The sequence below is a fragment of the Pseudomaricurvus alkylphenolicus genome, from assembly GCF_011683955.1.
Lineage (GTDB): Bacteria > Pseudomonadota > Gammaproteobacteria > Pseudomonadales > Cellvibrionaceae > Pseudomaricurvus > Pseudomaricurvus alkylphenolicus.
Genome location: NZ_JAAQPI010000016.1, coordinates 51,364 through 74,091 on the forward strand (window position 1 = coordinate 51,364; position 22,728 = coordinate 74,091).

The window sequence follows — 22,728 nt, forward strand, 5'->3', positions numbered from 1 at the left end:
CCTATTCCAATATTTTCAGGGCCTGATAACGCCAGGCATGAACATTGTCCGGCCAGTGGTCCGGATCCAGGCCGGCCTTGATCTTCAGTTGACGAATAAAACGAGGCGGCTCTTTTAGCTCCTCCCAAACAGAGGGCAGAAATGTCGCTTGATGATGACCGCTGCTGATCGTCAAGCCATCAATTCCCGGCCGCAGCTGCTCCAATACCTGCAGCTCGGTGGTGGCCGCCAAAGGCTGTTCTGGAGAAAGGACGGAAATCTCGATGCGGGTTTGTTCCAGCTCCTCTTCCCTGAGAGGAGTGAAACGATGATCCCGAAACGCAGCGGCATGGGCATGTTCTATCACGTCCTGATAAAGCGGCTGGTGGGGGCGCAAAGACCCTATGCAGCCCCTGAGTTGCCCATCTTTGCGCAAAGTGACAAAACTGCAATGGTGTTGTTTGAGGATATCGGGTAGCCCCTCCAGATCAATAGGGATTCTGCCGTCAAAGTGATTCTGCAGCGTTTGACGAGCTAACAATAACAGCCTGCGTCGATCCTTTTGGGTCAGATTCAAATCGGAATCCTGCCCCTGATTCAGGACAAAGGCGCCATAACCCACCACCTGATCACGTCCACCCGCCGTATCGCCGGAATTTCTCAGATCAATACAGCTCACCCCGAGGTCTGCGGCAAAACGGCTAACCATGAGGCCATTGATGGCCCGACAGCCACAGGCCTCGTCACCTTCCAGTTTATGGCTGTGATCGCAGATCGCTTGTGAGGTGCGCTGGTCTTTATCGCAGGCAAACTGGTAGTCGTGGAAGTGACTTAGATCGGAACTGATGAGCACCAGAATTTCTTCTTCACCTACGCCCTGGGCAAGATAATCCTCAACAACCCGGTCAATCACGTCAGCGACTTGCTGAGAGCTGGCATCGCCCACCAACAACGGCAGCAACTCAAACTCCGACAAGAGTTCCTGCAAAAAGGGCAATTGCACCTCCAGGCTGTGTTCGCGACGGTGTGCCTCCGGTGAGCTGACGATCAGTTTCTGCTGCAACAGAACCTCGGTTTCCGTCTCATCCACGTCAACTGAACCCAGCGGGGTCGCAAAGGCGGAACAATCCGCAGTGGCAATGCCGCGAAACGCCAATCGATGCGCAGGACCCAGCAGCAGGACTTTGCAGATCAATTCCGGCCTCACTACCCGTGCGTAGGCTGAGGCTGCAATCTCACCCGAATAACAATAGCCGGCATGGGGCACGATCAGTGCTTTGGGGTTATGACCGGGTTGCTGTTCGCGGTCCCAGGCTTTATCGAGCATGGCGTCTACCGACATGCGCAGAATATCGCTCTGGGCAGGATAAAACGTGCCAGCGACAGCAGCGGGGCGAATGGATAAAGAAGGGGATAAAGACATGATATCGGCTCCCGGCGGTGATGTGATTAACCGCTATACTCAATGGTGGAAGAACAGTCTTGTCACTGGATCAGTATAGGTGTTAGTTATGCCGTCCAGCCACTTGTTGTTCCAGGCGCCAGGATCATTTCCCACCGAGTATTGGCATACCCTGGACAACGGCAAAACCCAATGTGATCTTTGCCCACGTTACTGTAAGCTCAAAGACGGTCAGCGGGGGTTGTGTTTCGTGCGCGGTTGTGAAAATGGCGAAATTCGGCTTTTCAGCTATGGGCGCTCAAGCGGTTTTTGTATCGATCCCATAGAGAAAAAACCCCTCAATCACTTTTTACCCGGAACTTCCGTCCTATCTTTCGGCACTGCAGGATGTAACCTGGCCTGCAAATTTTGCCAAAACTGGGACATGAGTAAGTCCCGACAAATGGATGCGCTGGCCGATCAGGCATCTCCAACCGCACTGGCAGATGCCGCCAGCTCCCATGACTGTCGCAGTATCGCTTTCACCTACAACGACCCTGTTACATTTTACGAATATGCCATTGATACGGCTCAGGCCTGCCGTGAACGAGGTATCAACAGTGTGGCGGTCACTGCCGGATATATTTGTGAAGCGCCCCGCGAGCGCTTCTTCGCTCACATGGACGCCGTCAATGTCGACCTGAAATCCTTCAATGACGCCTTTTATTACAAGTTGTGTGGGGGACACCTGGAACCGGTCTTGGAGACTCTTCAGTATATTCATCACAAAAGCAGTGCCTGGCTTGAGATCACTACCTTATTAATCCCCGGCGAGAATGACAGTGATCAAGAATTACACCGGCTGTCCGAATGGATTGCCGAACACTTGGGCGCAAACGTACCCCTGCACTTTACCGCGTTTCACCCGGACTGGAAGATGCGTGATATACCACCCACGCCACCGGAAACTCTGAGCCGTGCAAGAGCCATCGCCCTTGAAAAAGGGCTTCATTATGTTTACACCGGCAATGTTCATGATCGGGAAGGGGGCAGCACGTATTGCCCCGTGTGTGAGGAGCTTCTGATTGAGCGGGACTGGTACCAGTTGCGGGAATGGCACCTGGACAACGGCCACTGCAGTTTTTGCGGTGCCCGTATTTCCGGTCATTTTGAATCGCGGCCCGGGCACTGGGGCGCGCAGCGACAACGTGTACGCATAGTTTAAATCAGGGCTTCAGTTCCAGGGCTTCGGCAAGCAATTCATAGGAACGCTTGCGCGCTTCAAAGTCGTAGGTAATGGTCACCACCATGATTTCATCTGCGCCATACTCATCGGCCAATTGAAACAGTTTATCCCGAACCTGTTGCGGAGAGCCAATGGCGGCATTGCTGGAACGGGACAACAGAAACGCTTCTTCGTCGGCGCTTAGCACCTGACGTGCCGCTTCCTCCGGTGGGCAGATGCGACTATCCCCTTTACCCGTGGCAAAGCGCAGATAGGAAATCAGGCGGCTGCGGGCGAGATAGCGCGCCTGCTCTGCGGTATCGGCACAAACCGCATTGACTGTCAGACAGGTGTATGGCCGTTGGAGGGCATCGGAGGGCTGAAAACGACTGCGGTAATAATCCAGAATACGCGTATCCATCTGCGGGTTGATAAACAGCGCAAAGTTGTAGGGTAATCCTCGCTCGGCAGCAAGAATGGCGCTGTCCGGGCTGGAGCCGAGCATCCAAAGTACGGGAGCCATATCCGGACGTGGATTCACGGCAGGCTTGAACGACGTATCCACTAGCATCCGCTGCAGGATTTCCACCTGACGGGGAAACTGCTCGAAGCGAGTGGTGCCGTCTACTGAGAGAGCCTTGGCGGATACCATATCCGTACCTGGTGCACGACCCACACCCAGGTCAATACGATCCGGAAACAGACACGCCAATGTGGATGCCACCTCGGCCACCTTAAAGGGGCTGTAGTGAGGCAGCATAATGCCGCCAGTACCAAGACGCAGGCTTTCGGTTGCCTGCCCAATGGCACCCAGCAACACCTCCGGCGCACTGCCTGCCAATGCATCTGTGCTGTGATGTTCGGATACCCAAAAGCGATGATAACCGAGGTTTTCACAGAAGCGGGCCAGTTCGACGGTTTCGGCAAATGCCTGACTGGCGTCGCCTCCCTGTCGAATTGGTGATTGGTCAAGGACCGAGAGTAACATACCAAATTCCTTCAGAGGTTCAGCGCGAGCACTTTAAACTGGCCGTCACTGGCGATCATTTCCACTTGACCGAAGTAGTGGTCGGCGCGTTTTTCGAGTCCGATAAATTGATTGACGACAAACAGCGCAACGCCGTCTGCTTGCAATAAACGCCGGGTATTGCGCAGAAACTTGTCTGTCAATGCCGACTCGACCTGAAAGCCTTGATGAAAAGGCGGATTGCAAAGCACCAGATCAAAACGCCGATCAATACCGGCTCCCGCATCACCCGCAATAACCTCGACAGAAAGCCCCCATTCACGCGCATTGTGGGCACAGGTTGCGAGGGCGGCGGCATTGTTGTCCGTTGCCCATCGGGTGTCTATGCCCGGCCAGTCGGCCGTACGCAGTGTCAGATAACCATAACCACAACCGAGGTCCAGGATCGATGCCGGATTCAGCGACCTTTGCTGCAGATAGTCAACCGCCGTGTCGATCAACAACGCGCTGCCCTGATCTCTCTTTTCCCAACCGAATTGGCCGGGTTTACTGAACACCTCGCGGCCTGCGATTTCAAAAACCGGACGAAGTTGATTGTATTGTTTGGTGTCCAGGCAAGAATCAGGATCGAATGCCTGATGTTTGCAAATGATGCCCAGATACCCATTGCCAAGCTTCTGCGCATTGACCTTTTTGCCAAACAGTTTTGATGCCTTATCGACAAAGGATTTCGCGCCTTCGTTCTTGGCACCGCTCAGAATCAGATGCCCGCCCGGTTTGAGAATTCTCCACGCCTGGTTGATCACCTGATGAACCACCGGTTTTTCTTTTGAAACCCGGTAGACCACACGATCCAGACTAGTATCGTTGAACTCACTGAAATCGTAATCGCTGAATACCGCCTCCAGTCCCGCCTTACAGGAACCTTGCCAGACATCGTAACGATTACTGATGACTCGAAGTTGGCTGTGAGCACGCATATGCTCCACCTGTGCCAACAGGTTTTCATCAGCGATCCAGAGGGTATCGCCATCAGGCTTTTGCAGATAGGGGAGCAGGGGAGTAAAGCAGGGATCGACCATGGCTGTTTTCTCGATCATGGTTGTAACAATACGCTGTTAGCCTCTTCCTCGGTGAGCTCGCGATATTCTCCCGGCGTCAGGTCCGGATCGAGAATAATCTCGCCAATCTGTTCCCGGTGCAATTCTTCGACCCGGTTACCCACTGCGGCAAACATGCGCTTGACCTGGTGATACTTGCCCTCGCTGATGGTAAGGCGTGCTTCGTTGCTGAACAGAACTTCCAAGTTTGCCGGCTTGGTGATCTTAAGCTCCCCCTCCAGCAAAACGCCTTCCTGAAAGCGTGCTTCAGTGTCTTCAGCGATGTCATTTGCCAGAGTAACCAAGTAGGTTTTACGGCAATCACGCTTGGGAGAGGTCACCGCGTGATTCCATTGGCCGTCGTCGGTCAGTAACACCAGCCCGGTGGTGTCGATATCCAGACGGCCGGCAATCTGCAGTTTTTCTTTATTGGGTTCGTCCAGCAACTCCAATACCGTGGGATGATCCCTGTCTTTGGTGACGCAAACATAACCCTGGGGCTTGTTAAGCATAAAATAGCGGGAGCGGGGTGCCTGCAGGGGTTCGCCGTCTATACTGACCTCCATGGTGTCTTCAATGTGCATGCCGGCGTCTTTAACAGTCTCGCCATCGACACTGATATACCCGGCGCGAAGCAGGCGTTTGACTTCCTTGCGAGACAGGTCACTGACCTGACTGACGTATTTATCGAGACGCATATCCTAAACTCCTTTCAGCCCTCAGTGTGCCAGCGCGACGGTAACGCGTCGAGCCAGCCAAATCGGGTCAGCAACTGCTGCCAGACACCATCGATGGGCGCATCGAGCGTCAGAGGCACGCCGGACAGGGGGTGTTCCAACGTCATGCGGCTGGCATGCAACAACAACCGTCCCGCCTGCAGGTGTTGCTTAAAATAACGATTGTGCCGACCACGGCCATGCTTGGCATCACCGATGATTGGGTGGTTGATGTGCTTCATATGGCGTCGGATCTGGTGTTTGCGCCCGCTTAGCGGGGTACACTCCACCAGAGAATAACGACTGCGTGGGTAGCGTTCTATTTCGGCGTCGATTTCCGTTCGGGCGAGGCATCGGAAGCGGGTCTGGGCCTCCTGGGGGGGCTTGTTCTGCCGTGCTTTCTTGTCCGTGTACTTGTCCAACTCTTCCTTCAGAGGGTGGTCGATCAATCCTTCATCCGGAGCATAGCCGCGAACAACAGCGTGATAGAGCTTCTGCACCTGGCGGTTTTCCATCTGCTGACTGACCCGACGTGCCATATCAGGACAAAGCGCGAACAACAGAACGCCGGAGGTGGGCTTATCCAACCGATGCACCGGATACACCCGCTGACCAATCTGGTCTCGAACCAGTTGCAGGGCAAAGCGGGTTTCATGGCGATCGATCTCACTGCGATGGACCAATAGGCCTGTTGGTTTGTTGACCGCGACAAGCGAGTCATCCTGAAACAGGAGAGGAAGCGTTTCGGTCGGGGATTCAGTCACAGCTGGCAACAGTCAAGGAGCGGGAAAGGGACCATAGAAGGGTACCGGCGTGAGAAATACCACGCCGGCAAGGTCATTTAGCCGATTTTCTGCTCACCGGAATCCACCGATTGATAGATCAGGGTGTTGATGGTCATAGGGCCTACGCCGCCGGGAACCGGAGTATAGGCAGCAACGCGATCCTTAAGCGGCGCCAGCTCGATGTCGCCCACACCACCCGGATGATAACCGGCGTCCACTACCACGGCACCATCCTTGATCCAGTCAGCCTTGATAAATTCGGGCTTGCCCACGGCACCGACCAGAATGTCAGCCTGGCGAATATGTTCTTCCAGATTCTGGGTGCGAGAGTGGCAGATGGTGACAGTTGCGTTGGCGCCCAACAACATCATCGCCATGGGCTTGCCCAGAATCGGGCTGCGCCCCACAACAACGGCGTGCTTGCCGGCGATATCGATATCGTAGGCTTCCAACAGACGCATAATGCCCTTGGGTGTCGCGCACCCATAGGCCTCTTCGCCCATACTCATGCGGCCGAAACCGAGGCAAGTCACACCATCAACGTCCTTTTCCAGGGCAATAGCGTCAAAGCAGGCGCGCTCGTCAATCTGGGCCGGTACCGGGTGCTGCAGCAGTATGCCGTGGACATTGGGGTTTTCGTTAAGCTCCTGGACCTTGGCCAGCAGCTCTTCGGTGGTGGTTTCTTCGGGCAGCTCGACCTTGAGGGAGTCCATGCCGATACGGGTACAGGCATTACCCTTCATTTTGACGTAGGTCGCTGAAGCCGGATCGCCACCCACCAGAATGGTGGCCAAAATTGGAGTTTGGCCGCCACTCTTCTCTTTCAGGGCAGCGACACGTGTGGTGAGTTCTTCCTCGGTTTTCTTGGCAAGGGCCTTGCCGTCCAATACCAGTGCTGACATTCGATAATCTCGTGCAGGAGCTGAAAAAGGGCGCTATTCTCCCATAAGCGGCAGCTTGCGCCAACATAAGCGACGCTAATAGTGCGGATGACCAAAAGAAATGCCAGGGTCATCCAATTTAATGGATAAGGTGTCAATTTCCACCAATTAACCACGTTTGATTCAAGGTTAATTAAAGGCGACAAACCGGTTTACAAAGGCCCGCCTAAGTTACTGCAATTGTTAGGGATTTTTTTAAAAAAGCCGTTGACGGGGAAGGGGACCATGGGTAATATGCGCACCTCCTCAGCGGCGAGAGCCGCAGAGACCCGTCGGAGTGTAGCGCAGCTTGGTAGCGCATCTGGTTTGGGACCAGAGGGTCGGGGGTTCGAATCCCTCCACTCCGACCATTATTGTTCAAGTTCGAGCCTAGGAAGGCTTAGAGTCTCGGGCTCAGCGATTTGCCATAGGCAACACAACGCGCCCGTAGCTCAGCTGGATAGAGCATCCGCCTTCTAAGCGGATGGCCGCAGGTTCGAATCCTGCCGGGCGTGCCATATGCACACAGGCAACAACGATCAATGGTGGGCGTAGCTCAGTTGGTAGAGCCCTGGATTGTGATTCCAGTCGTCGGGGGTTCAAGTCCCCTCGTCCACCCCATATAGATGGCGGCCTCTAGCGATAGTGGCCGCTATTTTTTTGCCTGTTCCTAACGTTTTCCTAATATTATTTCCTAATATACAGCGCTGGATGTTTGTCCAGCTTACCTCGTTGGTGACACCACGTCAGGGCGTCGGTTGTACACTTTTCGCATCTTTTCTGACCGGTGGCCTGCATCTTTCTCCGGGTGGTCAGTCAGACCTTTAGCCTTAAGATCATGTGCATGGAAACGGGCTTCGAGCTTTACCTGCTTGCCGTCAATATGGGCGCCATTCTCAAGTGCCAGTTTCATCACCCGCGCCCATGCCGTTTTGAAGGATTCCATTCGGATGCCGCCCCCCTTGGTGTTGGTAACCAGGGGCTGACCCTTCATTTTCCGCGGCCTATCAGCACGTAAAGATCTCGCAAAAGCAACCGCAGCCTCAAGCCTTGGCGACCATTGTGTGATCTCACTGTCTGAGCCCTTACCGCGCTGGGCGAATATGCCGTCTTTCTGCAAGTGTTCCTCGGTTAGCTTACATGCTTCATTCGGTCGTAGCCGGCACAGATAGATAAACTCCATCAGCGGGGCAATGTAGCTATAGCTTGCGTGCTGAGCCGCCACCTCGTAAACGATATTGTATTCATGGTCATCAACATATCGATCCCTTGGTTTTTCTTTGAACTTTCTGACGCCCTTGCAAGGGTTGACGTCACAATATTGTCGCTCGCGGCCCCAGTTGAACAGGGTGCTCAAAAAGCTGTGACACCTGTTCGCATTTACAGGGTGCTTTGCGCCTCTAGCGTCCATGAATTTCCGTACATGGTGCGCACGGACTGCGCGAGGGTCCATTTTTCCAAAAACCGGCTCTACTGTTTTACGGTAATTTCGCTGATCAGCCTGTGAAGAGACGGCGAGATCCCGGAATTGCTGACTTATAAAGTACTTATCAATGAGCGCTGACACAGTATCTCTTTTGACCAATTCAGCCTGCTTTTCATCAAAAGCCTGTAAAACACGCAATCGAATGTCGGGAGTCTCGATAACTTCTCCATCCTGGCTTTTGGTTAGTGCCAAAAGTTTGATTGCTCCGCCGCCTTTAGGGTGCCACTCATATGCGGATTTGCCCCGATATACCCGGGAGGGAAGCCATTTGTCAGCTTTATTGGTTCTTTGCTTGGGGGCCATTACTGCAGGCTCTCCAGGTCGAATCCATCGTTAGCGGGCGAAGAGGGCAGAGCAGTAGATCCCGCGAGGCGAGCGTTTACCGCCTCCCAAGTTGTGGTCGGCCCACCGTTTAATCTCTTAATGTAGCCGATTCTGTGCTCTTCCAGAACCTCGATTTGCTTGGAGGGCACCTTGGCTCCAGTGAGTTCTTGCATTTCTTTTGGGGTTAGAAGGCTCATCCTCTCACCATCGTTAATCGTCAAAAATGGAGCATGTTGGGGTTATTCGGGCGCTCATTCAGAGAGGGAGGGGTAAACCTGATTGACAAATTCGGCCTTGGTTTTTGCTCTGGCCTCGCCCTCGGTCTTGCACCACACCCACTCCTTGCTAAAGCCTCCAACGGATAAAACCCGCTCCGTCTTATACAGGTTCAGCCCTTTCACGTTATGCATGTACAGGCGTTTAACTGGCGACCAAATGAATATCTTGACTGAATAATATGCAATGGCAGTTGCTACAAAAATCGCCAGCAGGATGAAATCAGAAGTTAACAATATGTTCATATCACTACCTATTAGGGTTGGTGGTGGGGTTATCCCGTCCGAAACTGTCAATTTCTAAGACTCTTTTTGTGCAGGATTACTTGTTAAATTGTGTCGACAGCAGGGTGTAAGCAGCCGCGGCTTGCAGTGGCACCTGGCCATTACCCAAACACTTTATTCGGTTGACCCGATTGGCCACCCCATCAGCCACTCGACCCACGTTGGGTTCAACTGACCACCATGCTGGCGTTTGACCTCTCGACCGAGACTCACTGTGTTTTGGTTCGGTCCCGCGCCCCGACTGTCCCCGGCGACCGGTGTTGGCCACAAGTTGTGCCTGGCCATCGTTTCCAGTGATGGGCGCATCTTCCCGGTCCTGCCGGCTCCGCCTCCCTGATTCGTCCCGTAGCTGCTGGCTGTCGGAGTTGGAAACTTCTCGGCATAACCTGCGAGAGTTGTTCCTCTCTTTGGTTGACCCTTCGCCGCTCCTTCCCCGGCTACCTGGACGTTGCTCTGTGTGGTCGGCGTCGGCACGCCTTGCAAGACACCACCAGCGAGCTCGTAAGTGCGGTGCACCAGCTGCCGAAGCGGGAAGGACACACCATCTTGCATCAAACCCCAGCTCGGCCAGGTCCCCGAGAACGGTACCGAGTCCCCGAGTAGAGATAGCTGGGCTGTTTTCCAGGAACAGCTCTCGGGGTCGAATGACGCCAGCGACTCGCTTAACCTCTTTCCAGAGCCCGCTTCGCTCTCCCTCAATGCCAGCGCCATTACCGGCTGTTGAAATATCCTGGCAAGGGAATCCCGCATGGATGCTATCCACTCGTCCGGTCCAGTCGGATGGATCGAACAGCTGGACGTCTCCATGGTGCACGTGCAGCCCTGGGAACCATCCGTCATCTGCTCTTCGTTGGAGCACTCCGGCTGCGTAGTCGTCCCACTCGACGGCAAAAACTGGTCTGTGTCCAAGAATGAGGTCTGCATATAATCCGCCTCCGGCGCCTGCAAAAAGATGTCCTGTTCTCACGTTACGTTACTTTGGTCGGTGCTTCTGGTTTATGTCGTGCTTCAGGGCATGGAGAGTTTCAACCTCAGACTTAAGCGTCTTTATCTGCGCCTCTCTGGCCTGAATACCAAAATCAATATGCTGAACTATTGAGTCGGTGATTTCGGTTGCTGTTTGGCTACAACCTTCTTTGTAGCCAATGTCGTAATCGTCTGATGTCATATTGTTTTTGCCGTTCATTATTTATGGCCTGACGATGTGCATTACCGCTTATTATCAATAACCAGCTCAGGTTCAACGCCGATCATTTCAACAGCCTTGGCATAGATAGCCTTGATATTGTTCCAGCTGACATAAACCTTGCTGTTGATTACCGCCGTGCCGTCACACTCATGGCACCCGGTATCCTCATCGTGGTGTTCATTGTCGGCGGCACAGTGAGGGCATGGATAATTGACTTCCTCGAAAAATTCACCTGACAGAAAGCCCTTGGCTCCGTTCTCTGCCGTCAGGCTTTTAGGCATCAATACATCTTCGTCACTCATATCTCAAAAACCTCTCAAAATTTATCGACCGTGGTAGTGCAGGATTTCCGATTAGGCGCCAGGAGTGAATGCCTGATTTTCCCTCTTCCCAAAATCCGGTAAGTGGCGAACATCGCTAAGCCTAAATGTATCCACTTTCGTTTCATCTACTCCGCAGCAGATCGCCTGAACAACTTCGACCATATCCCCGCGCCTGCACTCGCGTTCGCGGGCATCTACAGGGACACCCTTGTAGTAATTGCATCGAAGACCACCGCGAACAACCTTGTAAACAAACATCTCGTTATCGGTGCCGTACCGTTTTTGCTCAATCTCTACGTAATCACCAAAATCAATCATTTCTATGGCCTCGATTACCATTCATTTCTTATGCACTACAGGAGTGCAGGACAGCGTCACACAGCCCAAAGGGGTAAGCCGCCATGCTCAAACTTAATCATCGGCTCACGGTCAACCAACGAGCGCGGCACCGGACCAAAGTTAGTCATTGAATATCGACAGCCTTTGTTTGTGCCCGCTGAACGGCGCTTCAATTTCTGGTTTGGTCTGTTGCGTCTCTGCTTCTTCTTCATGTCTCTGTTACCGTTCAAAATTCATCGAAGGCCAAATGCAGAACAGCAACTTACTTGCCGTACCACATGTAGGCCGGTCGTACAGCACAGATCGAATAGTGTTGATTACCTACATGTCCCCACTGCTCGACATAAACTTGCCAACCCTTTCCGTTGTCAACATCTGAGCTTTTGTATGGCCCGCACATTTCACCGAATTTCACCTTGCTAGCGAAGTCAGACTCCAGCCAAGCCGTAATAAACGGTAAGCACTGCTCGGCGGTAAGGTCGCCGGGCATCGGGTTGATACCAACTGAATCTGCCGTCCAGCAAAGGATCATTCCGTGATCTTCAGTTTCCTGCCATCCAGAGCAGGTCTGGCCACCAAAGGCCAATTCCAATGTCTTTAGCAGTTGATCTTCGCCGCTTCCATTCACGTTAAAAACTTTGTTGTCCATTCTAATATCCCAAAAGTCTTACCGGACTGTTGATTACCCAATACCCAAGAACGTGGCGAATGAATCGCCTGCCTCGTAGTAGAGGCTATCCAGGTACTCCTGATACCGTTTCTGCGAGCGAGTCAACTTTCGTGGCTCTCCCATCTCCAGATACTTCAGATCAGGGTCCGTAGGGTGAATGTTCACCGTTCTGCCGGGTTTGTCGGAATCCATGCAGACACAGATGTAATTGCCGCCATCTTTCCAGATGATTCCGCCCTCGCCTTGATATTCGATCCGCCGATTAACCTGGGCTGGAACCCCGTAATACTCTCTTACATATTCGCAAGCCATTTATCTCTTCTCGCTCACTGCCCAAACCAAATATCCGATTCGCGCGCCCGCATCCGCTCCTGATGTTCCTCAACCGCCCAGCGCTTTGGTGCCGTGATCTTGTCCACGCCGTCGGTACGGGCCTGGATTTCAACGTTGCGAATGGTCATCGGGTTGTTGGGCTTTTTCTTGTTCTTGCGTTGGCCTGACATTGGTGGCCTCCTTCTTTAGTCTTCGTCACTTTGCTCTTCGAGCTTCAGGTTTTTGATAAGCAGATCCATAGCGCAGCCTGATTCGTAACTCATGGAATACTCTTCTCTATACGCCTCTAGGGCTGCAATCAGTTCCAGGCGCTCTTTCATGGGTCAGCGGTCCTATTCGAATACGTAATGTTGGTGGACCAGATCCCGAGACTTCGGTACCACCATTGACTGAGGGCCGACTTCTTCAAGCTCTTCCGTTCCCAGAAAGAATTTGAGAAATTTGATCTCTCTTCTCATGTGCTGGAGCTGCTTTCTCTTGAGGAATCGCAGGTGTTCAAGCGCCTTTTCCTCGGTATCGAAGGCAAATCGGCTATTCTCCTTCGCGATGCGCTTCACCCAACCTTTCTGTTTGGCGGTTTGCAGCGAGGTCTGCCCATCTAGTCTCCGCGCCTTCATAAAAGCAAAATTGTACTCGCGCACACAAAAATGAAAGCAGGGCGTTTCATGAATCGATACCCACTTTTCGGTGACGATCTCCAGACCCCATTCGCCGGGAACCAGGCGCTTTCTGTAGAAGTATTTCTTATCCACAGCTCGCCTCCTGCACATCAAGTTCCCTCTGCAAAGAGGGCGGTGCGTACTCGGGATCGGCCAACAGCTTGATGGCATTCAGCCGCTCGTCGTTCTCTTTCTGATTTTCGAGAACCAAACCAATGTAAAGCCCCACGGTACCGCGATCACAGTTGCGGCCGTAGCGAATCATGGTCTCGATGATGTGGTCCACCAATTCTGTGTCCGTCATGACTTGAACTCCCCGTTAATCCGCTTCAGCGCTCTCTCAGCCGCTTCGTTAACCTTCTCCGGATCGTTGCGGAAGCACTGAATTCCGTAGAGGGCGCGTGTGCTTTCTTCCAGCCGCTGCTTCAGCTCGACCACGTCCGCGTGGCTGTAGTCGCCTTCTTCTATGCTTCTGAGGTCGAGCATGGTTTCCTCTCCTAACCGCCTCTGTAGTTGCGGGCGGGTTTCCAAAACTGGTCTTGCCTGAGTAGACAGCCACCACCAACGGTGTACTTGTACTCCATACCGCTGTCTTTCCACTGTTGGTGGCAGCTCCAAGAGTCGTAGGCGTGGGAGGCCGCTTTCACGGTCATGGCGCCAAGGACAACAACCGATACCAGGATCAGCGCGGCCTTGATGACAAAACTCATAAGAAGCTTTTTCCCGGCCTGTATCTTGGAGCTAAACATCACTTGGCAATCTTCGGCATTGGAACGGGAAGGTTCGTGTTGCACTGACCTTCTTCCTGGGAGTAGTTACGCTCGGCGAAATCTCGCTTAAGCAGGCAGCCGATATTCGCTGAGGCGGTAGAGCACTTCAGTGGTTGCTTGCCGCCAGTCTTTGGGTTCACCAGGTCAACCGATGCCCAGCCGTCACCATTGGCGCATTCAGGGCCAATCGTTGAATCACCGCGCCCCATGATGTTCCAGCTGGCGAAACGATTGTTCTTCATGCGGAATGCCCTGGCATTGAACTCCGAGTTCTCGATGGCCAGTGCGCGCTGGGTTTCCTGAGTCTTCCAGGAGACTTCCTTACTGCCGCACGCAATTAGTGCTGTGCTCAGAGCGATGATTGATACAAGTGTTGCTGCTTTCTTCATTGGTCTTTCCTCTGGTCTAAGTAGAGCGCGGTAGGGCGCAAGGGTTACAACGGTTAGCTTTCTTCAGTCTGTGCCTGCTTCTCCGCCTCGATCCGGCGGTATATCTCTTCACGGTGGACCGCGATCTCTTTGGGAGCGTTGACGCCGATGCGCACCTGCTTACCCTGCACACCCATGACGGTTACGGTTACGCTGTCGCCCACCATGAATGTTTCGTTTACACACCTGGTCAAAATAAGCATCTATCCGTCCTTAAAAATTGCGGGGCGAACCCCGCCAACGAGTGATTGTTCTGTAAAAATAGGCGGGCTGTTACACCCGCTAAGGGTCCTTGGGGGGACCTAGGTAAATCAAAGATCGTTCTTATATCTCTACGCGAATCCGAACTCGCGCTCCCACTTTAGAATCTGATTGATTCCCATGCCTTTCCATTGGAAATTGATGTCGTGAGGCGTGCAGCGATACAGTTTGGTCATGATGTACCTTGCTCGGTCAGATCCTTTACGTTTGCCTTGCATCCTGATTCGAAGGTGATAATTACCGGCTGAGGTTCTGTGAGGGTAGACAACCACTCGAAAACCGTTTTCTTCGTACCAGGCCACTTCATAATCCGCTTCTCGGCTGATGAGCTTTCCAGGCTCATCCTTCAGGGCTTCAACCGCGGCTTCAGCCGCGAATCTCAGTTCGTGGTGCTTTGTCGCTAAGATCGAGTCAAGCGACATGGTTCTGATTTCGTCTTGGCGGTTTTTCACGTCGCAGTCCTCTTAAAAAACGTACGTGTCATTCAAAAGGGAATATCGTCATCAAAGGCATCAAACCCAGGCGCTGGTTGCGGCGCCGTCGGTTGTTGTGGCTGTTGAGCTTGAGGCTGTTGCATCTGCTGCTGTGGCATTTGCTGTTGGTGGTGCTGCGCCTGTGGTTGATGCTGCGGCTGTTGTGCCTGTGTATACTGGTGATTGGTCTGCTGGTACTGCGGCTGCTGATAGCCTTGTTGGCCGCCCTGAGCGCCATCATTTCTGCTATCCAGCATCTGCAGCTCACTAGCCACAATCTCAGTCGTGTACCGGTCCTGGCCGCTTTGGTCCTGCCACTTGCGAGTCCGCAGTGACCCTTCGACGTATATTTTGCTGCCTTTTCTGAGATACTCGCCGGCGATTTCGCCCAAGCGATTGAAGAAAACGACGCGATGCCATTCTGTACGCTCCTGCTGCTGTCCCGTTTGTTTATCCTTCCAGGACTCCGACGTGGCCACGGAAATGTTGGTCACGGCGTTGCCGCTGGGCATGTACTTCATTTCAGGGTCCTGGCCAACATTGCCCACCAGGATGACTTTATTAACTCCGCGTGCCACGTCGAATATTCCTTATGCCGCTGCTTCTTGCTTCAGGTCTTGCAGACCCCAGTACACTTCCATACAAGCCTGAGCGTCTGCCATGGCGGTGTGGGCGTTTTCCAGATCCTTGCCGGTGAAGTGCTTGTAGGCTTCCTCCAGTTTCGGATTTTTGTAGCGACCTCGACCTTCTGAAGGTATTTGAAGCACTGGCTTTGATAACAGCATCGTGCAGTCGTGATCGTCTTTCTCGCCCCAACGCTCCAGGAGCGCTTCATCACCGTAGCGTTTCGCCGCAATGCGGATCATGCGCATGTCATAGGTGCGGTTGTGAGCGACACGCTTGCAGCCGTCCCAGAAGCTAATGAACTGGTTCAGTGCCACCGATTCATCAATACCGACCTCAAGCGCGTGCTCGTTGGTGATGCCATGAATTTCGGTCACCTCTTCAGGAATGACCCAGCCGTCAGGCTTGATGATGACATCCATGGTGGAAACGATTTCGCGGGTGTCAGCATCGGCCAGAATGCCGGCCAGTTGAACGATGTGTGGCTGAACGTCTGAGCCGGAGGGTTGCTTCCACTCAGGTAAGCCGGTGCCTTCAGTGTCGTAAAACAGAATTAAGTTGCTCATTGTCTTGTTCCTTATGCGGCGATGTGGATTTGGTGGAATTCAAGGATGCTTGCCAGTTCGGCGCGAGCCTGCGCTGAGACGCCGTGACGCTGGCCCCAGTCGGCAAGATCCTGACGAAGGGTTCGTGCTTCTTGCTTGGTGCTGTCGTTAACCTGGCTCATGCCAGTGGGCTGAACGTGGTGCTTAACTACTGGTGCCAGCTCTTGAGGTTGTGCGTTTTCAGTCTGTACTGGTTCAGGTTGGTGAGCGTGCTCCTCGATGGCCTGAGCTTGTGCGGCTGCCTGCTCCTGCCGTTCCTGTTCCTCACGCTGCTGGCGCTCTTGCTCTTCACGCTGTTGACGATCTTCCTCTTCTTGCTTTTTGCGAGCCTCTTCAGCCTGCATATGCTCAGCCACACGAACCTTCACCAGGTTGACGAAGTTGGTGTGCTCCATGGTTATCATTTTCTGAAGGTCGCTGAACAGGAAGTCATAGCCCTTGGCGTGGTTTTCCAAAGCGGCGAGATTGTCGCGGATACCGACTGCGGCTTTATTCGCTTCCACTTTCGCGCGGGCCAATTCTTCTCCAACGGCTTCACGCATGCTGTCCAGATTGCGCTTGCCCTTTAGCTGCGCCTGGAAATCCACCGCAATCGGAGGAATACAAGCAGACACCAGCTCTTTATTCAGTTCGTTAATGTGAGCATTCAGTTCACTAGCGGCATCGGTGACGATCTTGGTTTTGATCTGTTCCTTACGAGTTTTAACTTGCTTCTCGCCGTGGCTTTGGAGCTTCTGCAGGATGCCGTCGATCTGAACAGCGGCAGCCTCAAAGTCGGAAAAGCTGGAGAACTCGTTCTTGGCATTCGTGACAGTTTCTTTTAGCTTCTGTCGCGCCGCCTTCACCGCTTTGTTAAAGGATTCCTTGTTGACGAAATCCAAATCGGTTTCCAGCTCCTTGGCCATTTCCAATTCAGCACGTTGCTTGATCAGCGGCAGGCAGTCGTTGATGTTGGATACAAGCTTGGAGCCTTTCACATTGAAGGTTACCGATGGCAGCGCCACAACCTCTTCAGCCTCAACCACTTCAACCTTCGCTTGAGGTTCGAAGTCCTTCAGGTCTTGAGCGAACTGCTCCCAGCCGGCAATCAGTGATTCGCGGCGATCCGGATAGGACTCGTACCACATGTGCTCCATGTTCTCGGCGGTGCCGTCAGAGGTCACAAAGATGGCTCGATCCGCGCCAGAGACCAGCAGTTGCTGTTCGAGCTGCCACACGTAGTGCATCTCCAGCACACCGTTGCGAACGTTCTCCGCCAAGACCTGGTTGTAGAGCTTGTGCTCAAAGACAACGTCCTCCAGCATGGTGATGCCATCGAAGCTGGCCAGCAGAGTAGGGTGCGCCTCACTCGTCGCTGTAGTCGGGTACAACTCTTCACCGATCATGTCTTCAATGATGGGGCGGGCGGCATCTTCGGCGGCGTGGCCTTTGTCAAAGATGGCCTGCTGTGCAGGTGTTACCGGTGCGGCCTTGCCCGTTTTCTTTTCCTGAAGCAACTGCTGGCGGCTGGTGTACTTGGAGTCGCCCATCATCGCCGGGGCCTCGGAGGCGGTAAAGTGACTTGCACGAAGCTCTTTCCAAGCATCAGTGCCTTGTTTAACATCATGCGTAATCATGCGGCTTTCTCCTCAGCTTTGAACACTCGCTCAGCCATATCGATTACTGGCTGAATTACATCGATCTCTTTGGAGCATTCCTCAATACGACGCTCCAATATTTCGAGAAGCTCGCTCGGTCTAATGGTCATCTTGGAATCTAGACCGACCGAATTACTACCGCCAAGATCCCAAACTCTGATCCGGTCGCGGATCGGGGAATCAGATCGTTCTGCATTGTTACGTTGAACGATGAATGCCTTGGCAGCCTCAAAATCTTTCTTGGCGGATTTTAATCTGGCCAGAATCTCTAGCTTTTCCTTTACGATGCTCATGCGGCTTCTGCTCCTATGTTCAGGATTTTGTCTTTCTGCGCCTGGGACAGTGGCGCTCTTTGTTCAACGGTGTTAATCACGTCCTGAGCGGTTTTCTTACCTGACGCGATGGCTTGCTCCCACCGATGAAAATTCTTTTCAAAGTCAGCATCGGGATAGTGTTCTGGTTTGACGACTTCCGCCGGTCCCATTTCTTTGGTAACTGCTGGTTGAGGTGACGCCTCTTGTACGTCCTGCATTTCCTCGCCCAGTTGGATGCCTCTCAGACGATCGGCGTAGGCTTTGCGAGCAGCGAAACCAAAGGCGCGCCATTCCAGCATTTTCTTGGGATACGACTTCCAGGTATTGCGCCCCCAGAGACCCGCGTTTTGTGCATCCGCCTGAGAAAACTGACCGATAAAATCAACTTGCTTACCGTTCACTTTTCGAGAGATTACGCAGGTGGCCGTCATCGACTGCTCATCAAGCTGGTCTGTTATGCCGACCAGGTCGGGCGCGGACATGATCAGTGCACGCAAACCGTCGCCCCAAACGGAAGGGCGCCCATTAACGACAGCAATATTTTGCAGACTTTGTACCGGCTTCAATCCCAGCTCAGCGCCCATCTGAACGGCAATCAACACATTGCCAGGTTTGCCCTGATAATCCTTGGGCACCATTTCGCTGTTCGCCATCAGATTGGCCAGTTCCATTGCTTCTTGAAGGTTCGCCGGCGTCAGTGAAAAGCCGCCTGCTTGTTGAGGTAAAGTGTTCATTTCCTGACTCCGTGATTAAATGGCCGTGGCCAATTGTTCGCTGTGATCGACGATGTTTTGTGCATGGTGAACGCGCTGCTCGAAACACATGGTTTCGCGCTTGCGAGCTTCTTCTTTTACCGCCAATCGGATACGCTCGATAACGTCCATTCGGGCGAGTTCGGGCGTCGCGCCGTAACCGGTAATTTCTTCTTCGCCAAAGGTCGCTTTTTCTTCGCAATTCGCTTTAATCATTGCTGTTCCCTCAGTGCTTGTCGGTCAAAGAGAGTGGGGCGGTGCTACCAATCGCGTTCGCAATCGGTGCGATCTGCGTTAACAGCAAGGCGACTTCCACACTGGTCAGGGTCTTCACGATCAAATTGCCTTGCTTGAGAAGAAGGCTGGCGAGTTGCGCTACCGTTCGAGGCTGCGGATTTTGGTCAGTCCATCCCGCCGGCGGCATCAACTTATCCAGCGCGCGGGCAAACGCCTTTTTGGAGTTACTGCAGGTGAAATTGAACTCCTCGGCGATCTGAGGGTGAGTCTTTCCGGCACACCGACGAACGGCAACATCGCGCTCGATCTGCGTGATCTTCGGACTTCTCAATGTGAGGTGTTCAAACGTGGACTCAAACTGGCACTGCTGATCTGCTGCTTGCATGGGTTAGCTCCTTGCTGCGTTACCATGTGAAAAATATTAGCAATGCCGATAATTGGTGTCAACACATTGCAGATAAATATTTTATCGGCACTGCTGCGGCATTTGAGTAGTGAGGATTGAGGGCTTATAACTCAGGGAGAGGAGTACCAACCGCCCAGGGCGAAACTTAGGAGAGAGCATGAAAAGGACGTTAATCAACTGTATTGCTGTCGTACTGGCTGTTCAATCGACAACCAGCTTGTCGGAAGTAATCGTTACAGAAGACTTGGAGATCGAGGGGTTCTTCAACCGATTAATCTATAGCCTGGACGACAAGGAATTCGTAGAGTCGCAGCTAGAAGAAGTTTCCAAGGAGTTGGATTCGCTCTGGTGTGAGAGAGAGCGTGATGTCGAGCTGATTAGAGAGGACAGAAGGGAGGCTCAACAATGGCGCCAGGAGCAACAGAAATATTATAGAGAGAATCCCGAGGCTAGGCCCTCAGCCGCAGAAGCGAAAGCACAGCGCCTCCGTGAAAAGGCAGACCATATTGAGTGGATTGGGCTTCTGAACGAGATAGAGAGGGACAGGGCAGTTAGGAGGGATCAACTGCTTGCCATCAGAATTTTACTCTGGAATCAGCTTGATCGCAGGCTGTTCGACCTCCCACATTATTCGCGCTCAGCTTGCCCGCAGGACTAGTTTGGTAGACTTCTGTTAAAGTTCCTCAGCTAGGCGGACCTTGGCCTTCCCGCAGCAAATTGCGCCCTTGAGGGAGATCGAGTCGGACCCATCTAAAAACTTGAGGGTTTCCTTGCCGGCACGGCTCATGTACACACCAACGTGAGTTTCGCCGTGATCCGGGAGATAGAAAACAGCTATCTTCCCGTGCTCGGGCGGAGAATCTGGATCGATAGCTAGCTGGCTCCCCTGTGCCGCCAGATCTCCAAGAGAATTGTCTTCAATTTCAATGGCATAGGCCTTAGAACCCAAAGAATACCCCTGAGGTTTCGGGATTCTCGCTTTGAACTCCACGAAATGTGGCGCTCCCTCTGGAATCCATTTGCCAACAACATCTAGATCAAGAAGCGGTATCGTAGGTGTGGCTGCAGGCACACTCATAGAAGGGTCTATGTCAGTGACATCCACCATCAGAAGCTCAGCGAATTTGATTTTTGCATCGGTGTTGAGGGGCAAGGTGCCATTGATGTATTGCCCAAATGTGCCCTGGGATTTCCAGCCCATTTTGGCCGCTCCAGTCTCCTGAGTTAGCCCCAGCTCTTTTTTCTTAGAGAGCCAGATCCGCTTCAGGTTGTCGGCGATTTCCTTTTCTTCTTTTGTCAGGTCACGTCTTTTCATCCGGCAATTATAAGCAACGCTCATATTTCTCTACATTCTCAAAGCTGTTGACATAAATATTAGCATTGCAGATAATCCGCGAAACAGGAGTGCCCATGAAACCAATCGACAAAGCAATTGAAATTGCGGGTGGGCAGACGGCTCTTGCTGACAAGCTTGGCGTAACACAGGGCTTTATCAGCCAGCTCAAAACCGGAGCTCGTCCGATTCCAGCCACCTTGTGTTCCGACATCGAGGAGGCGGTTGGAAGGGAAGTTACCCGCGAAGACCTGCGACCTGATGTGTTTAAGCCATCTGACGCCGCATAGCCCACAACCCGAATTCTCTCAGAGATTCGGGTTTTTTAAAAACCTCGGACGACCATGTCTGGATGTACAGCTTCACAGGGGGAAGGGATGTTGAAGAAGCTTGGCAAACCTATTTCCAATCTAAAAGCGTTTTTGAAGCCGGTGTTGAGCGGAAGTTTTCTCACTAAATCGGTTTAGGAATTTAACACTTGCACGCCCGACTTTGGGCACACGGATCGAGGGAACTTGAGTGCAGTTTATCGTCAGCATTAACCAGGTGAAAGCTTTGGAGTGGGGGCTCAATGCGCAGCAAGCCATTCTATTCGCTTGGTTGTATGGCGTCCCAGCCTGGGCAGATTGCGAAAAGATCGATGGGGCTGCGTTTTTCAACGTGGCCAAGTCAAAAATTATCTACGATCTCCCAATTCTGACCGACAAGCCTGACACAGCGTACCGCCTACTCAAGCAGCTTCAAGGCTTCGGATTAATCAAAATCACTTCGAAAAATAATAAAACCTATTTCAGGATGCTGGACAAGGCCAAAGGCTGGAATTTCGAGGAGAAAGGGTCGGAAAAAAATCCGACCCTAGAGGCTAAAGGTCGGAAAAATATCCGATCTAAGGTCGGAAAAAAATCCGAGCCAGGGTCGGAAAAATCTCCGACGAATCCTAATACTAATAATCCTGATATTAATGATCCTAATTCTAAAGGTTCATCTGGCGATGAACCCACCTCAAAGAAATTTCGTTTCACCGATGACGACCTGGTCGCCGCCCAATACATCTGGAAACTGGTTCACCGTCTCAACGACGAACACAAAGAGCCCAATCTGGAAAGCTGGGCCAACACTGTTCGCCTGATGCGCGAGCGGGATAAACGCACTCACCGCCAGATTTGCGAAGTCTTCGCCTGGGCCAACCGTGACCACTTCTGGCAAACCAATGTCCTCAGCCCCTCGAAACTGCGTGAAAAATTCGACGCCCTGTCGACCAAGATGAAGCAAGGAGCCGCCCATGCAACACATCAACAACCTCGTAAGCAATCCGCTGTCGACGAAAACAGCGCAGCCGCAGACGAATTCATCGCCAGGCTCGAAGGACAGAACCGAGTTCCTGAAGACCATGGCGGAGATGTGGAAGCTGTTGGGGGGAGCGCTGGGGGCGAGCTTCTTGACGCAGTACGGGAAGGTGGGGGAGGAGACGTTCAACACCTGGTGCCAGCTGCTTAGCGATTTGACCTGCGACGAGCTGAAGGCTGGTTTTCGCGGGTACGTGCAAAGCGGTACAGAGTACGCACCGAATGTGATGGTGATTCGCAAGCACGCCAACGCGGCCAAGTCGGATCAGTTTCCACCAGCAAAACTGGCCTACGTCGAAGCGTGCCAGAAAGCGGTCCAGCCTCATCACCAGGACTGGAGCCATCGGGTTGTTTATCTGGCCGGTCGGGAAACGGGTTGGTTCAACCTTCGAACTCAACCTGAGAAGGAAATCTACTCGCTGTATGCCCGCAACTACGAAGTACTTTGCCGCCGCATTACCAACGGTGAAGACGTTGAGGTTGTGATCCCCCAGGGATTGCCGGAGAAAGTGGAGCGTCCGCTGAGCAAAGCGGAAAACAGTCGCAGGATGAAAAACCTAATCGACGAAATGGGCCTTTGAGGACA

General features: G+C 52.9%; 37 protein-coding genes and 3 tRNA genes. 8 read left to right on the forward strand and 32 right to left on the reverse strand.

All coding sequences use genetic code 11. The annotated features are described in order from the left end of the window. Position 1: 1 nt before the first annotated feature. Positions 2 to 1,402: an AmmeMemoRadiSam system protein B gene (amrB, locus tag HBA55_RS29335; RefSeq protein ID WP_166998860.1), complete on the reverse strand. Its 1,401-nt coding sequence runs from the start codon at positions 1,400 to 1,402 to the stop codon at positions 2 to 4. An 88-nt stretch (positions 1,403 to 1,490) separates the two neighbouring features. Here amrB and amrS point away from each other — a divergent pair, with 88 nt between their 5' ends. Further along, on the forward strand, positions 1,491 to 2,585 hold the full coding sequence (amrS, locus tag HBA55_RS29340) for an AmmeMemoRadiSam system radical SAM enzyme (protein WP_166998862.1): 1,095 nt from the start codon (positions 1,491 to 1,493) through the stop codon (positions 2,583 to 2,585). Between the two features lies 1 nt (position 2,586). On the opposite strand, the gene HBA55_RS29345 is transcribed toward amrS, so the two are convergent. The 5 genes from HBA55_RS29345 to folD form a co-directional block, all read right to left on the reverse strand. Next, positions 2,587 to 3,573, reverse strand: a complete 987-nt coding sequence (locus HBA55_RS29345; RefSeq protein WP_166998864.1) for an LLM class flavin-dependent oxidoreductase — start codon at positions 3,571 to 3,573, stop codon at positions 2,587 to 2,589. Between the two features lie 11 nt (positions 3,574 to 3,584). After that, on the reverse strand, positions 3,585 to 4,652 hold the full coding sequence (locus tag HBA55_RS29350) for a class I SAM-dependent methyltransferase (protein ID WP_166998866.1): 1,068 nt from the start codon (positions 4,650 to 4,652) through the stop codon (positions 3,585 to 3,587). After that, positions 4,649 to 5,350, reverse strand: a complete 702-nt coding sequence (rsuA, locus tag HBA55_RS29355) for a 16S rRNA pseudouridine(516) synthase RsuA (protein WP_166998868.1) — start codon at positions 5,348 to 5,350, stop codon at positions 4,649 to 4,651. Before rsuA ends, HBA55_RS29350 begins: the two co-directional genes overlap by 4 nt. A gap of 14 nt (positions 5,351 to 5,364) precedes the next feature. After that, positions 5,365 to 6,132 (reverse strand): tRNA pseudouridine(65) synthase TruC, encoded by a 768-nt coding sequence (gene truC, locus HBA55_RS29360; protein WP_166998870.1) that lies wholly within the window; start codon positions 6,130 to 6,132, stop codon positions 5,365 to 5,367. Positions 6,133 to 6,209: 77 nt separating this feature from the next. Next, positions 6,210 to 7,055 (reverse strand): bifunctional methylenetetrahydrofolate dehydrogenase/methenyltetrahydrofolate cyclohydrolase FolD, encoded by an 846-nt coding sequence (gene folD, locus HBA55_RS29365; RefSeq protein WP_166998875.1) that lies wholly within the window; start codon positions 7,053 to 7,055, stop codon positions 6,210 to 6,212. 312 nt (positions 7,056 to 7,367) lie between these two features. Between folD and HBA55_RS29370 the strand changes: the two genes are divergently transcribed. The 3 genes from HBA55_RS29370 to HBA55_RS29380 all read left to right on the forward strand — a co-directional run bounded on the left by HBA55_RS29370 (position 7,368) and on the right by HBA55_RS29380 (position 7,694). After that, a tRNA-Pro gene (locus HBA55_RS29370) sits at positions 7,368 to 7,444 on the forward strand. A 70-nt stretch (positions 7,445 to 7,514) separates the two neighbouring features. Beyond that, a tRNA-Arg gene (locus tag HBA55_RS29375) sits at positions 7,515 to 7,591 on the forward strand. Between the two features lie 27 nt (positions 7,592 to 7,618). Next, a tRNA-His gene (locus tag HBA55_RS29380) sits at positions 7,619 to 7,694 on the forward strand. A gap of 103 nt (positions 7,695 to 7,797) precedes the next feature. On the opposite strand, the gene HBA55_RS29385 is transcribed toward HBA55_RS29380, so the two are convergent. The 25 genes from HBA55_RS29385 to HBA55_RS29500 form a co-directional block, all read right to left on the reverse strand. Next, positions 7,798 to 8,862, reverse strand: a complete 1,065-nt coding sequence (locus tag HBA55_RS29385) for a site-specific integrase (RefSeq protein ID WP_166998877.1) — start codon at positions 8,860 to 8,862, stop codon at positions 7,798 to 7,800. Next, complete coding sequence (locus HBA55_RS29390) at positions 8,862 to 9,080, reverse strand: DUF4224 domain-containing protein (protein WP_166998879.1); 219 nt, start codon at positions 9,078 to 9,080, stop codon at positions 8,862 to 8,864. Before HBA55_RS29390 ends, HBA55_RS29385 begins: the two co-directional genes overlap by 1 nt. 54 nt (positions 9,081 to 9,134) lie before the next feature. Further along, positions 9,135 to 9,404 carry a hypothetical protein gene (locus tag HBA55_RS29395; RefSeq protein WP_166998881.1) on the reverse strand — a complete coding sequence of 90 codons (270 nt, stop codon included), beginning with the start codon at positions 9,402 to 9,404 and terminating at the stop codon, positions 9,135 to 9,137. A 76-nt stretch (positions 9,405 to 9,480) separates the two neighbouring features. Beyond that, positions 9,481 to 10,410, reverse strand: a complete 930-nt coding sequence (locus HBA55_RS38250) for a DNA cytosine methyltransferase (protein WP_166998883.1) — start codon at positions 10,408 to 10,410, stop codon at positions 9,481 to 9,483. A 6-nt stretch (positions 10,411 to 10,416) separates the two neighbouring features. Next, positions 10,417 to 10,629 (reverse strand): hypothetical protein, encoded by a 213-nt coding sequence (locus tag HBA55_RS29405; RefSeq protein ID WP_166998885.1) that lies wholly within the window; start codon positions 10,627 to 10,629, stop codon positions 10,417 to 10,419. Between the two features lie 23 nt (positions 10,630 to 10,652). Then, a complete protein-coding gene (locus tag HBA55_RS29410) occupies positions 10,653 to 10,934 on the reverse strand; it encodes a hypothetical protein (RefSeq protein ID WP_166998887.1) in 282 nt (93 codons plus the stop codon). 51 nt (positions 10,935 to 10,985) lie between these two features. Then, entirely contained in the window at positions 10,986 to 11,273 is a 288-nt protein-coding gene (locus HBA55_RS29415) for a hypothetical protein (protein WP_206020029.1), read from the reverse strand. Between the two features lie 283 nt (positions 11,274 to 11,556). Further along, entirely contained in the window at positions 11,557 to 11,943 is a 387-nt protein-coding gene (locus HBA55_RS29420) for a hypothetical protein (protein WP_166998891.1), read from the reverse strand. Between the two features lie 33 nt (positions 11,944 to 11,976). Next, positions 11,977 to 12,276 carry a hypothetical protein gene (locus HBA55_RS37255; protein WP_206020030.1) on the reverse strand — a complete coding sequence of 100 codons (300 nt, stop codon included), beginning with the start codon at positions 12,274 to 12,276 and terminating at the stop codon, positions 11,977 to 11,979. A 14-nt stretch (positions 12,277 to 12,290) separates the two neighbouring features. Then, positions 12,291 to 12,467 carry a hypothetical protein gene (locus tag HBA55_RS29430; protein ID WP_166998893.1) on the reverse strand — a complete coding sequence of 59 codons (177 nt, stop codon included), beginning with the start codon at positions 12,465 to 12,467 and terminating at the stop codon, positions 12,291 to 12,293. Between the two features lie 15 nt (positions 12,468 to 12,482). Further along, positions 12,483 to 12,617 (reverse strand): hypothetical protein, encoded by a 135-nt coding sequence (locus tag HBA55_RS37920; protein ID WP_277345740.1) that lies wholly within the window; start codon positions 12,615 to 12,617, stop codon positions 12,483 to 12,485. Positions 12,618 to 12,629: 12 nt separating this feature from the next. Next, positions 12,630 to 13,049, reverse strand: coding sequence for a hypothetical protein (locus HBA55_RS29435; protein ID WP_166998895.1), 420 nt, complete (start codon positions 13,047 to 13,049; stop codon positions 12,630 to 12,632). Further along, positions 13,042 to 13,260 carry a hypothetical protein gene (locus HBA55_RS29440; protein WP_166998897.1) on the reverse strand — a complete coding sequence of 73 codons (219 nt, stop codon included), beginning with the start codon at positions 13,258 to 13,260 and terminating at the stop codon, positions 13,042 to 13,044. The genes HBA55_RS29435 and HBA55_RS29440 overlap by 8 nt, the downstream gene beginning before the upstream one ends. Continuing rightward, entirely contained in the window at positions 13,257 to 13,442 is a 186-nt protein-coding gene (locus tag HBA55_RS29445; protein WP_166998899.1) for an oxysterol-binding protein, read from the reverse strand. Before HBA55_RS29445 ends, HBA55_RS29440 begins: the two co-directional genes overlap by 4 nt. An 11-nt stretch (positions 13,443 to 13,453) precedes the next feature. Continuing rightward, positions 13,454 to 13,666 carry a hypothetical protein gene (locus HBA55_RS29450; protein WP_166998901.1) on the reverse strand — a complete coding sequence of 71 codons (213 nt, stop codon included), beginning with the start codon at positions 13,664 to 13,666 and terminating at the stop codon, positions 13,454 to 13,456. Between the two features lie 38 nt (positions 13,667 to 13,704). Then, positions 13,705 to 14,115, reverse strand: coding sequence for a hypothetical protein (locus HBA55_RS29455; RefSeq protein WP_166998903.1), 411 nt, complete (start codon positions 14,113 to 14,115; stop codon positions 13,705 to 13,707). A 53-nt stretch (positions 14,116 to 14,168) separates the two neighbouring features. Further along, positions 14,169 to 14,357 (reverse strand): carbon storage regulator CsrA, encoded by a 189-nt coding sequence (gene csrA, locus HBA55_RS29460; RefSeq protein WP_166998905.1) that lies wholly within the window; start codon positions 14,355 to 14,357, stop codon positions 14,169 to 14,171. A 129-nt stretch (positions 14,358 to 14,486) separates the two neighbouring features. Beyond that, entirely contained in the window at positions 14,487 to 14,867 is a 381-nt protein-coding gene (locus HBA55_RS29465) for a hypothetical protein (protein WP_166998907.1), read from the reverse strand. Positions 14,868 to 14,899: 32 nt separating this feature from the next. Then, positions 14,900 to 15,466 (reverse strand): single-stranded DNA-binding protein, encoded by a 567-nt coding sequence (gene ssb / locus HBA55_RS29470; RefSeq protein ID WP_166998909.1) that lies wholly within the window; start codon positions 15,464 to 15,466, stop codon positions 14,900 to 14,902. 12 nt (positions 15,467 to 15,478) lie between these two features. Then, positions 15,479 to 16,078, reverse strand: coding sequence for a 3'-5' exonuclease (locus HBA55_RS29475; protein WP_166998910.1), 600 nt, complete (start codon positions 16,076 to 16,078; stop codon positions 15,479 to 15,481). A gap of 11 nt (positions 16,079 to 16,089) precedes the next feature. Next, positions 16,090 to 17,733: a lambda-exonuclease family protein gene (locus HBA55_RS29480; protein WP_166998912.1), complete on the reverse strand. Its 1,644-nt coding sequence runs from the start codon at positions 17,731 to 17,733 to the stop codon at positions 16,090 to 16,092. After that, positions 17,730 to 18,047: a hypothetical protein gene (locus HBA55_RS29485; RefSeq protein WP_166998914.1), complete on the reverse strand. Its 318-nt coding sequence runs from the start codon at positions 18,045 to 18,047 to the stop codon at positions 17,730 to 17,732. The genes HBA55_RS29480 and HBA55_RS29485 overlap by 4 nt, the downstream gene beginning before the upstream one ends. Beyond that, positions 18,044 to 18,802, reverse strand: a complete 759-nt coding sequence (locus tag HBA55_RS29490) for a hypothetical protein (RefSeq protein ID WP_166998916.1) — start codon at positions 18,800 to 18,802, stop codon at positions 18,044 to 18,046. Before HBA55_RS29490 ends, HBA55_RS29485 begins: the two co-directional genes overlap by 4 nt. 15 nt (positions 18,803 to 18,817) lie before the next feature. After that, positions 18,818 to 19,036 (reverse strand): hypothetical protein, encoded by a 219-nt coding sequence (locus HBA55_RS29495; protein WP_166998918.1) that lies wholly within the window; start codon positions 19,034 to 19,036, stop codon positions 18,818 to 18,820. A gap of 10 nt (positions 19,037 to 19,046) precedes the next feature. Beyond that, positions 19,047 to 19,442, reverse strand: a complete 396-nt coding sequence (locus HBA55_RS29500; protein ID WP_166998920.1) for a hypothetical protein — start codon at positions 19,440 to 19,442, stop codon at positions 19,047 to 19,049. 178 nt (positions 19,443 to 19,620) lie between these two features. On the opposite strand from HBA55_RS29500, the gene HBA55_RS29505 reads away from it, so the two are divergent. Further along, complete coding sequence (locus HBA55_RS29505; protein WP_166998922.1) at positions 19,621 to 20,121, forward strand: hypothetical protein; 501 nt, start codon at positions 19,621 to 19,623, stop codon at positions 20,119 to 20,121. A gap of 15 nt (positions 20,122 to 20,136) precedes the next feature. Here HBA55_RS29505 and HBA55_RS29510 read toward each other — a convergent pair whose 3' ends face one another. Beyond that, the gene (locus tag HBA55_RS29510; protein WP_166998924.1) at positions 20,137 to 20,802 is read right to left on the reverse strand and encodes a helix-turn-helix domain-containing protein; all 666 of its coding nucleotides are present in this window, start codon (positions 20,800 to 20,802) and stop codon (positions 20,137 to 20,139) included. Between the two features lie 71 nt (positions 20,803 to 20,873). On the opposite strand from HBA55_RS29510, the gene HBA55_RS29515 reads away from it, so the two are divergent. The 3 genes from HBA55_RS29515 to HBA55_RS29525 all read left to right on the forward strand — a co-directional run bounded on the left by HBA55_RS29515 (position 20,874) and on the right by HBA55_RS29525 (position 22,723). Continuing rightward, the gene (locus HBA55_RS29515; protein ID WP_166998926.1) at positions 20,874 to 21,086 is read left to right on the forward strand and encodes a transcriptional regulator; all 213 of its coding nucleotides are present in this window, start codon (positions 20,874 to 20,876) and stop codon (positions 21,084 to 21,086) included. A gap of 229 nt (positions 21,087 to 21,315) precedes the next feature. Further along, positions 21,316 to 22,293 carry a hypothetical protein gene (locus tag HBA55_RS29520; protein ID WP_166998928.1) on the forward strand — a complete coding sequence of 326 codons (978 nt, stop codon included), beginning with the start codon at positions 21,316 to 21,318 and terminating at the stop codon, positions 22,291 to 22,293. After that, the gene (locus HBA55_RS29525; protein WP_166998930.1) at positions 22,235 to 22,723 is read left to right on the forward strand and encodes a hypothetical protein; all 489 of its coding nucleotides are present in this window, start codon (positions 22,235 to 22,237) and stop codon (positions 22,721 to 22,723) included. The genes HBA55_RS29520 and HBA55_RS29525 overlap by 59 nt, the downstream gene beginning before the upstream one ends. The last annotated feature ends 5 nt before the right edge of the window (positions 22,724 to 22,728 follow it).